Origin of the sequence: Brevibacillus sp., assembly GCF_003521185.1 — a bacterium.
GTDB lineage: Bacteria > Bacillota > Bacilli > Brevibacillales > Brevibacillaceae > Brevibacillus > Brevibacillus parabrevis.
Window position 1 is genome coordinate 1 of sequence record NZ_DOTK01000018.1, and the last position, 10441, is coordinate 10441.

Here is a 10441-nt window from a genome sequence, read left to right on the forward strand (position 1 = left end):
AGCAATCATGCGTATTCAGTTTTCAGGGAATGAAACGAACCTCTTTGCCCAACAATGGGTAAGGAGGTTTTTGTATTTAAGGATACGACAGCTTTAGTGCCTATTGGTAACGAGTGAATTTTTTGTCGACAAGTTAGGCCGATCGACCGACAAGTTCCCTCTTGCAGATCGGTCTGGGGGTAGACTAACATGAGAAGGTACCTGATCCAGGCGTTGGAGTAGGCGAGGCAAGGTTATGAAGGAGAATAGGCATGAAAAAAATTCTAATCTTTTCCGCTTCCATCGGTAACGGTCACAATCAGGCAGCGAGAGCAATGCAGGAAAGCCTGGCTGAGAATGGTTGTACATCTATGATCATCGATACGCTGGAATATATCAGTCCCACATTTCACAAGATCTTGCTGGAAAGTTACATGAACTTGTTGAGACTTTCACCCAAAATGTGGGGGAGAATTTACCATAATACCGAAAAAAGCCGCTTTTTTGATATGAACGTCCTGATGAATAAGTTATTGGCAAACAAGTTGAAGAAACTGATTAACAGTGTTCAGCCGGACGCGTTTATTGCGACGCACCCTTTTGCCAGCTGTATGCTGTCCGTACTGAAGGGCAGAAATGACTGGACCGAGCCGATCTATACAATCATTACGGACTATACGATCCACCCGTCATGGATTAATCATCATATCAATTACTACTTCATTGGGCATGAACAGCTGTACTATCTGGTTGATATTTACCGACAAGATCACCAGAAGTTCATTCCCATGGGGATTCCTATTATGCATAAATTCCGCACTCCACTCGACGCCAATGAGATCAGGCAAAAGCTTGGACTTGTACCGGAGCAAAAATGCATTATTCTCTCTGGTGGAGGTCTTGGCCTTGGTTCGATGGAAAAGGTCCTCGATGGGCTGGAAGCGATCAACCTTCCGCTGAAAACGTTTGTGTTGACCGGAACCAACGAGAAGCTGTACAAAAAAGTGACGAACAGAAGCTATCGTCACGAGGTAGTCCCGCTTAAATTTATCAACAATTTTCACGAGTATCTGGAGGTTGCCGATTTAATCGTGACCAAATCTGGCGGACTGACCTCAGCCGAGGTCATGAGCAAACGGGTGCCGATGATTATTTACAACCCGTTGCCTGGACAGGAAGAACGGAACAGCCACTTCCTGTTGAACAACGGCTGTGCTGTACATGCCAATTTGTCGGAGCAGCTCATTTACTTTATCGATGAATTGTTGCACAGTCCATCAAAAGTTGACTATATGCGACGCATGGGACAAAAAATATCAAAGCCGGATGCCGCTCAGCGCATCGCCGAATTTATTTTGGACGACATGAGCATGGTGCAGGCTGAAACAGACTAATGTTCTCGGAAGCACTGACAGGGGGTTGCCTATGAGTATACCGTTTGCTATTTTCTTCGACATGGATGGCACATTGCTGCAAACGGAAAAGTTGTCGACGCCCGCCTTTGTGCGGACGTTTGAACGATTGAGAGAAACAGGCTTGTGGCAAGGCGAGACGCCGAGCGAGGAAGACCTGGTCAATGTACTGGGAATGACCATCGAGCAAGTTTGGCAAAAGCTGTTGCCAGGAGCAAGTGAAGAAGCAGTCCACGCCGCAGATACTTTTTTGCTGGAAAATGAAATTGCCTTGCTGAAGGAAAAAGTGACCGATTTATACCCAGGAGTGAGGTCAACTCTGGAACAGCTTCACGCCCAGGGGATTCCTCTGTTTGTCGCGAGCAACGGACAAGAGGAGTACATCGAGGCCATATGCCAAGAGTATGGACTAAAACCGCTGTTGACGGATTTGTACTCCGCAGGAAGGTTCCGTACGCGCTCGAAAAATGATCTGGTGGCAAAGCTCCTCTCTGACTATGACATCGCGCACGCGTACATGGTGGGGGATCGTCACTCGGATATCGAGGCCGGGACAGCAAACGGCTTGTTTACAGTCGGTTGCGACTTTGGTTTTGCCAAACCGGGAGAGCTGGATGGAGCCGATATGATCATTACAGATTTCCCGCAATTGCTGGATCATTTGCCAGCGATCGACACCAAATCATAGAGCCTGACATAAACCATTCCTTTAGGGAGTGGTTTTTTTCATACTTAGCAACCCGACATTTTTCGTAAAAAGAGTGCAACGCTTGTCGCTTATGCCCGACAAAAGGCTCGCCACCTGACTGTTTTGCATGGTTTCAAGCGACCGGATTTTGCCCACACTAGAAAGTGTATGGATCACTTGCAAGGGCGCCATAAACCCATTATAATTAAAGTCAAAGATAGTCAAAGTCAGTAGATGACACATATGGAATAGGAGGCGATGACTTGCGTAACATCTCGGACATCATTGAACAGCACTTGAAAGGCATTTTGACACAAAGTCCTAATGGCTCGGTCGAGATCCAGCGTAGTGAGCTTGCCGACTTATTTCAATGTGTACCGTCGCAAATCAATTACGTCATCAACACGCGATTTACTGTACAAAAAGGGTACATTGTAGAAAGCAAGCGTGGAGGCGGGGGTTACATCCGCATTCGCAAGGTACAGATTGTGAGCAAGGCGCGATTGCAGGAATTGCTGACCGAGGAACTGATTGGAGAAAGCATTTCGCAGAGTGTGGGGAACGCGATTGTGGAAAGGCTGTTCGAAGAAGGACTGGTCAATGTCAGGGAAGCGACCTTGATGAAAATCGCAACCTCACGAAATGTTTTGACTCTGGATGCTGAATTGCGAGATCGTTTGCGGGCAAATATTTTAAAGCAGATGATTGCGGCTATCTTGTTGAAGTAAGCGAAGCATGTATGTGTTAGGGGGTAGGATGTAATGAACTGTGAGGAATGCGGAAAACGACCGGCGACACTGCACTTGACGAAAATCGTCAACGGCGAGAAAACCGAATACCATATTTGTGAGCAATGCGCTTCCGAAAAAGGGGACGTCTTTACCGGATTTCACAATTTCAGCATCAACAATCTCCTTTCAGGACTGTTAAAATTTGACCCCATGCAAAAAAACGGACGCGAGCCTGCCACCAGTAAGCCGCTCCGTTGCGAAACTTGCGGACTCACGTATGCCCAGTTCAGCAAAAGCGGCCGCTTCGGTTGCAGTGATTGCTACACCTTCCTGGGCGATCGACTCGATCCGTTGTTCCGCCGTATCCATGGCAATACGCAGCATAGCGGCAAGGTTCCGGAGCGCACAGGCGGACAGTTGAAAATCCGCAAAGAGCTGGAACAACTAAAGCGTGCGTTGCAAAACCATGTCGCCAGTGAAGAGTTTGAAAAAGCGGCAGAGATGCGTGACCGGATACGTGCGCTGGAACAAAAAATCGCTCAATCGTAACAAGGGGAGGTAAGCTGGTCATGTCACAACAGCAGTTTATGCAAAACCCGTGGAGCAATTGGATGAAAGGAGAAGGTCCTGATTCCGATATCGTCATCAGCACACGGCTGCGCATCGCCCGAAACCTGCGCCAGCACCCTTTTCCGTTACTGGCGACAGACTCGCAAGGGGAAGAAGTCGTCAGAAAGGTGACGGAAGTGAGCGAATCGGAGGCCATGCGCAAGCTCCAGCAGCTTCAAGTCCTCAACATGGACCAGATCAACCCGTTGGAAAAGCGGGTGCTGGTGGAGAAGCATCTGATTAGCCCTCACTTGGCGGAGGAATCGCGAAAAGGTGCTGTGCTGTTGAGTCCTGACGAGTCGGTCAGCATCATGGTAAACGAAGAGGATCATATTCGAATCCAGGTGCTGCTGCCGGGGTTTCGCCTGAACGAAGCATGGGAAATAGGAACAAAAATAGATGATGTTTTCGAGAAAAATTTAAACTTCGCGTTCGACGAGACGAGAGGCTACCTTACAAGCTGTCCGACCAACGTCGGCACAGGCATCCGGGCTTCCGTCATGCTGCATCTGCCAGCACTGGTGATGACGCAGCAAATCAGCAGAATTTTGCAGGCCATCAATCAGGTTGGCCTCGTCGTTAGAGGAATTTACGGGGAAGGCAGCGAAGCACTAGGAAACCTGTTTCAGCTGTCCAACCAAGTTACGCTCGGGATGTCGGAAAGCGATATTCTCTCCAACCTGTATGGCGTAGCCAGACAAATTATCGAGCAAGAACGCGTTGCCCGTACTTATTTGCTGGAGCATACACGCATATCTTTGGAAGACCGCATCTTCCGTTCCTACGGCATCTTGATGTATGCACGCACTGTGGAGTCCAAGGAAGCAGCTCAACGCCTCTCCGATGTGCGCCTTGGCATTGACCTGGGCATTATCTCGGGAGTATCGCCACTGGTGATGAACGAGCTGTTGGTAACAACCCAGCCTGGCTTCTTGCAGCAGCATGCAGGGCAAAAGTTGACGCCAGACCAGCGGGACGAGAGAAGGGCTCGGCTGATTCGGGAGAGGCTCAGTACGACGGGCTCAGCTTGATTGTTTCTCAGACATAAGGCATCACAGCAGTTAACCTATAGAGAAAAAACATGGTTACACGGAGGTGTACGATATGATGTTTGGACGTTTTACAGAACGAGCACAAAAGGTACTGGCGCTTGCCCTGGAAGAGGCGGTGCGTCTCGGCCACAAGGATATTGGGACTGAGCATGTACTGCTGGGACTGATTCGGGAAGGCGAGGGTATTGCTGCCAAGGCATTGCAATCGCTCGGGCTTGGTCTCGATAAAATCCAGAGCGAAGTGGAGTCGTTGATCGGACGGGGAACAGAGCAGTCCGGTAGTAATTACACCCCAAACTATACACCTCGTGCGAAAAAAGTAATTGAACTGTCCATGGATGAAGCGCGCAAGCTCGGCCATACTTACGTAGGAACAGAGCACATTTTGCTCGGCCTGATCCGCGAAGGCGAAGGCATCGCTGCGAGAATCATGAACAACTTGGGAGTCAGTCTGAACAAGGCGCGCCAGCAGGTGCTGCAATTGCTGGGAAGCTCCGAAATGATGGCGTCGCATCAGCCTTCCGGCGGCAATCCGGCAGCGAATACGCCTACTCTGGACGGTCTGGCACGGGACTTGACTGCGATTGCACGCGATGGCGGGCTTGATCCTGTCATTGGCCGCCAAAAAGAAATCGAGCGTGTGATTCAGGTACTTAGCAGACGCACCAAGAACAACCCTGTCTTGATCGGGGAGCCTGGTGTGGGGAAAACGGCCATTGCAGAAGGTCTGGCTCAAAAAATCGTGAACAACGAGATTCCCGAAACTCTCCGCGACAAGCGCGTCATGACGCTGGATATGGGAACAGTAGTGGCGGGAACCAAATATCGCGGTGAGTTTGAAGACCGCCTGAAAAAAATCATGGACGAAATTCGCCAGGCAGGAAACATCATCCTGTTTATCGATGAGCTGCACACGCTGATCGGGGCTGGCGGGGCGGAAGGCGCAATCGACGCTTCCAATATTCTCAAGCCGGCGCTGGCTCGTGGTGAACTCCAGTGCGTAGGGGCAACCACCCTGGACGAATACCGCAAGTACATCGAAAAAGACGCTGCGCTGGAGCGTCGCTTCCAACCGATTCAGGTGGATGAGCCGACTGCCGAGGACGCGATTCGCATCTTGCACGGCTTGCGCGACCGTTACGAAGCCCACCACCGTGTGAAAATTACCGACGAAGCTATCGAGCAGGCAGTGAAGCTGTCTGACCGTTATATTACCGATCGTTTCCTCCCTGACAAAGCCATCGACCTCGTCGATGAGGCGGCTTCCAAAGTGCGCTTGCAATCGTTCACCGTCCCGCCTAACCTCAAGGAGCTGGAAGGGCGTCTGGAAGAAGTGCGCAAGGAAAAAGACGCTGCCGTGCAATCGCAGGAGTTTGAAGAGGCTGCTGCACTCCGTGATCAGGAGCAGAAGCTGCGCGAGGAACTCGACAAAACGAAAAAAGACTGGAAAGAGCGTCAAGGCCAGTTGAACATGGAAGTAACTCCTGAGGACATCGCCACTGTGGTAGCCAGCTGGACTGGTATTCCGGTGCTGAAGCTGAAGGAAGAAGAAACAGAGCGCCTGTTGAAAATGGAAGATATTTTGCACGACCGTGTTATCGGCCAGGACGAAGCGGTCAAATCGATTTCCCGAGCGATCCGCCGTGCCCGCGCTGGCTTGAAGGACCCGAAACGTCCAATCGGTTCGTTTATTTTCCTCGGCCCTACAGGTGTAGGGAAAACCGAACTCGCTCGCGCTGTAGCTGAGACACTGTTTGGAGATGAAGACGCCATGATCCGCGTCGACATGTCCGAGTACATGGAAAAACACTCTACAGCACGTCTCGTAGGGGCTCCTCCAGGGTATGTAGGCTTTGACGAGGGCGGTCAGCTGACGGAAAAAGTGCGCCGCAAGCCTTACTCGGTCATCCTGCTGGATGAGATCGAAAAAGCGCACCCGGATGTATTCAACATTTTGCTCCAGGTGCTGGACGACGGCCGATTGACTGATTCCAAAGGACGCACAGTAGACTTCCGCAACACCGTCGTGATCATGACCTCCAACGTAGGTGCAAGCATGATCAAGAAAAATACGACACTCGGTTTCACTACCAACGACACCGAGAAGAAATATCAGGATATGAAGGACAAAGTCATGGATGAGCTGAAAAAGAGCTTCCGCCCTGAATTTCTGAACCGTATTGATGAAGTGATCGTGTTCCACTCTCTGGAGCAGGAGCACATCGAGCAAATCGTGTCCTTGATGACCGACGAGCTGCGCAAGCGTTTGAAAGAGCAGAGCATCGACTTCCAACTGACCGAGGAAGCCAAAAAGCTGCTGGCAAAAGAGGGCTTCGACCCGGCATACGGTGCGCGTCCGTTGCGTCGCGCCATCCAGCGCCATATCGAAGACAATTTGTCGGAAGAACTGCTCAAAGGCAACATCAGCAAAGGCGATACGGTCAACATCGAAGCCGAAGATGGCAAGCTGGTTGTCAAGCGACTGGAAAAAACCAAATCGTAAGCAAAATAGCAAAGAATGCCTCCTGTTCTGGGAGGTATTCTTTTTTTCAATGCGTAACTATGATAAAAGTAGAAAAGAAATTCCAAGTGAGGGTGCGATTATGTCAAAGTATAAAACGAAATACGCGTGTCAAGAATGTGGCTATGAATCGCCTAAGTGGATGGGAAAATGCCCTGGCTGCGGCAGCTGGAACACGTTGGTCGAGGAAGTGACAGTGAAAGCAGCCCCTCGTCATGAAGGAATCAGCGGCGGTACGCGTCAGGCGGCTATTCCTTTGACGCAGGTCGCCAGTGCAGAAGAACCGCGCATGGACACGACGATCGGAGAGTTGAACCGTGTTCTCGGCGGCGGGCTGGTACCAGGCTCCCTTATACTGGTCGGCGGCGATCCGGGTATCGGGAAATCTACGTTGCTGTTGCAGACCTCTTTTGCCTTGGCTCATAAAGGGGCCAAAGTGCTGTACGTATCAGGCGAGGAGTCGGCAAAACAAATCAAGCTTCGCGCTGATCGCCTGCATATGCAAACACCCCCGATGTTTGTGTTGGCAGAAAATGATTTGGATTTGATCGAGCAGCATATTAATCAAGTAGACCCTCACGTATTGATCATTGACTCGATCCAGACAGTCTTCCATCCCACGGTTCAATCCGCAGCCGGAAGTGTCGCACAGGTGCGTGAGGCTACCGCTCAACTGATGCGCATCGCCAAAGGCAAAGGGATCGGGACCTTTATTGTCGGCCACGTGACCAAAGAAGGTTCGATTGCAGGTCCGCGCATGCTTGAGCATATGGTGGACGCGGTCCTTTATTTTGAGGGCGAGCGCCACAATACGTTCCGAATCCTGCGTGCTGTCAAAAATCGATTCGGTTCGACAAACGAGATCGGCATTTTCGAGATGAAAGATCGCGGTCTGGAAGAGGTGGCAAACCCTTCGGAAATTTTTCTGGCCGAACGTCCTTTTGGCGTGGCAGGCTCCACCGTCGTAGCGAGCATGGAGGGCACTCGTCCCGTCCTGGTCGAGCTTCAGGCACTCGTAGCCCCAACCAGCTTCGTTACGCCGCGCAGAATGGCTACAGGCGTCGACCATCAGCGTGTGGCGATGATCATGGCTGTTTTGGAAAAGCGCATGGGGATGATGCTGCAAAATCAGGACGCGTATGTCAATGTCGCAGGGGGCGTTCGTTTGGATGAGCCGGCTGTCGACTTGGCGATCGCGGTCAGCATTGCCAGCAGCTTCCGCGACCACGCCACGAATCCGCATGATGTGGTGATCGGGGAGATCGGTCTGACGGGAGAGGTGCGTGGCGTATCGCGCATCGAACAGCGCGTGCGGGAAGCGCATAAGCTCGGCTTCAAACGCGTAATCATCCCGGAGAAAAATATTCGCGGCCTGGATGCTCCTGACGATATTCAGGTGATCGGGGTCAGCAATATCGCAGATGCTTTGAACGAGGTGATAAGGAGGTAAGGGCGGGATATGCAGGAGAACACCAAAAGAACTCCGCTGTTCGGCGATGTGCTTCGTTTGGTCGCACCCGGAACGCAGCTTCGTGAAGGGCTGGAAAATGTTTTGCGCGCAAAAACCGGCGGCCTGATCGTCGTTGGTTACGGACCGGAAATGAAGCAAATCGTCGATGGCGGTTTTTCCATCAATTGCGATTTTTCTCCTGCCCATTTGTATGAATTGGCGAAGATGGATGGGGCGATTATAGTAAGTGAAGACGCCAAGCGAATTTTGTATGCCAATACGCAACTGTTCCCGCCGGCATCCATCCATACCAGCGAGACAGGGACGCGACATCGGACGGCGCAACGAACGGCCATCAACACCAACTACCTGGTCATCGCCATATCGCAACGACGCAATGTTATCACGTTGTATCAAGGGAATTTCCGCTATGTGCTGAATGAAATCAGCGTCATTTTAGCCAAGGCCAATCAGGCTGTGTCCACCCTGGAAAAATACAAGGCCGTGCTGGATCAGACGATGACCAACCTGGGCGCTCTGGAATTTGAGGAACTGGTCACCCTGCATGAAGTTGCTTCTGTGCTGCAGCGGATCGAGATGGTGCTTCGGATCAAGACGGAAGTTTCCAAGTACATATGTGAACTTGGTGTCGAAGGCAGACTTGTCAGCATGCAATTGGAGGAGCTTGTGTCGAATATTGGCGAAGAAGCGCACATGCTTATTCGCGATTACGCCAAAGATTCGTCTTACGCTCCTGAGCTTGTACTGGGCGAAATGAAAAAGCTAAGCTCGGAGGAAGTGCTGGAGTTGGGGTCTTTCCTGCGCGTTCTCGGATTTTCGGCAAGCGCCAGCATGCTGGAGGAGTCGGTGTCGCCCAGGGGCTACAGAATTTTGTACAAAATCCCCAGATTGCCAATTTCTATCATCACAAACCTCGTCGCACATTTCCATTATTTGCCCAGAATTATGATGGCAACGATTCAGGAATTAGACGAAGTAGAGGGGATTGGAGAGGTGCGGGCCAGGGCGATCAAAGAGGGTCTGAAACGGATTCAGGAACAAGTGTTCATTGACAGGCACATTTAAAGTAGAATAGGATAAAGGCATTATTTGTTATTCAACATTTGCCCAGGGGACTTGAAAGCGAAAGTCAGCTTGACAGGATACACTGTCTCCTCTGCAAAAGAAATCAGGAGGTAGTCTATGTTCGTGAAATCGTTGCCGAACATGCTAACCGTAAGCAACTTGTTTCTGGGAGTCTTGGCAATTATTCTTGCGTTTCGAGGAGATCATTACGTCGATTATGCGGCGATCACGGTGATCATCGGCATGCTGGCCGACGGGTTGGATGGACGCGTCGCTCGTATGTTGAATGCGCAAAGTGAGTTTGGAAAGGAACTCGATTCGCTTTCTGACGTCATTACGTTTGGGATAGCTCCGGCTTTCATCATGTATGTTGTTGTCCTTCAGCACTTCGATCTGCTGGGGATTCTCATTACGGCCATCTTCCCGATCTGTGGGGCGCTCCGTCTGGCGAGATTCAACGTCCAGGCCGGGGTTCCGGGATATTTCATCGGATTGCCAATCACAGCTGCCGGCGGTGTGCTGGCGACTCTTGCGCTTTATCACCAGGTTTTCAACCCGGTACTGCTTGCAGTGAGCATGCTGCTCCTCGCCTTCCTCATGGTATCGAAGGTCAAGTATCCCAACTTCAAAAAGGTCGGGATTCCAAAATCCGCTTACTGGATTACGCCCATTATTATCGCCATCGTCGTCGTTGTTGCGATCAAGTATCCGCAACAGTTTCCGAAGATCGTCTTCTTGCCGCTTGCCTTTTACGCCCTGTACGGAATAAAAAAAAACGTTGACTTTCTCGTCAAAAAATTACGCAAGCGGAAAAACAAAGAAGAAGAATCTGTGCCATTTGAATAAGCCAGACAATGAAAAAACCCGCACTTCGATGTGCGGGTTTTTCGTTTTTGGTGCGCCCAGCATGGGC

At 50.8% G+C, this 10441-nt stretch carries 9 protein-coding genes; all 9 read left to right on the top strand.

Annotated elements, in window-relative coordinates; all coding sequences use genetic code 11:
* Positions 1–251 precede the first annotated feature (251 nt).
* On the top strand, positions 252–1373 hold the full coding sequence (locus DEP07_RS04415; protein WP_063231142.1) for an MGDG synthase family glycosyltransferase: 1122 nt from the start codon (positions 252–254) through the stop codon (positions 1371–1373).
* A 31-nt stretch (positions 1374–1404) separates the two neighbouring features.
* Complete coding sequence (locus tag DEP07_RS04420) at positions 1405–2079, top strand: HAD-IA family hydrolase (protein WP_173598084.1); 675 nt, start codon at positions 1405–1407, stop codon at positions 2077–2079.
* 263 nt (positions 2080–2342) lie between these two features.
* Entirely contained in the window at positions 2343–2807 is a 465-nt protein-coding gene (locus DEP07_RS04425) for a CtsR family transcriptional regulator (protein ID WP_063231140.1), read from the top strand.
* Positions 2808–2840: 33 nt separating this feature from the next.
* Positions 2841–3359 (top strand): UvrB/UvrC motif-containing protein, encoded by a 519-nt coding sequence (locus DEP07_RS04430; RefSeq protein ID WP_063231139.1) that lies wholly within the window; start codon positions 2841–2843, stop codon positions 3357–3359.
* A gap of 20 nt (positions 3360–3379) precedes the next feature.
* Entirely contained in the window at positions 3380–4450 is a 1071-nt protein-coding gene (locus DEP07_RS04435) for a protein arginine kinase (RefSeq protein ID WP_122966817.1), read from the top strand.
* 73 nt (positions 4451–4523) lie between these two features.
* Positions 4524–6974: an ATP-dependent Clp protease ATP-binding subunit gene (locus tag DEP07_RS04440; protein ID WP_122966816.1), complete on the top strand. Its 2451-nt coding sequence runs from the start codon at positions 4524–4526 to the stop codon at positions 6972–6974.
* A 100-nt stretch (positions 6975–7074) separates the two neighbouring features.
* Positions 7075–8442: a DNA repair protein RadA gene (radA, locus tag DEP07_RS04445; protein ID WP_063231136.1), complete on the top strand. Its 1368-nt coding sequence runs from the start codon at positions 7075–7077 to the stop codon at positions 8440–8442.
* A gap of 9 nt (positions 8443–8451) precedes the next feature.
* Positions 8452–9528: a DNA integrity scanning diadenylate cyclase DisA gene (gene disA, locus DEP07_RS04450; RefSeq protein WP_287102179.1), complete on the top strand. Its 1077-nt coding sequence runs from the start codon at positions 8452–8454 to the stop codon at positions 9526–9528.
* 117 nt (positions 9529–9645) lie between these two features.
* On the top strand, positions 9646–10374 hold the full coding sequence (gene pssA, locus DEP07_RS04455) for a CDP-diacylglycerol--serine O-phosphatidyltransferase (protein ID WP_063231134.1): 729 nt from the start codon (positions 9646–9648) through the stop codon (positions 10372–10374).
* Positions 10375–10441 lie beyond the last annotated feature (67 nt).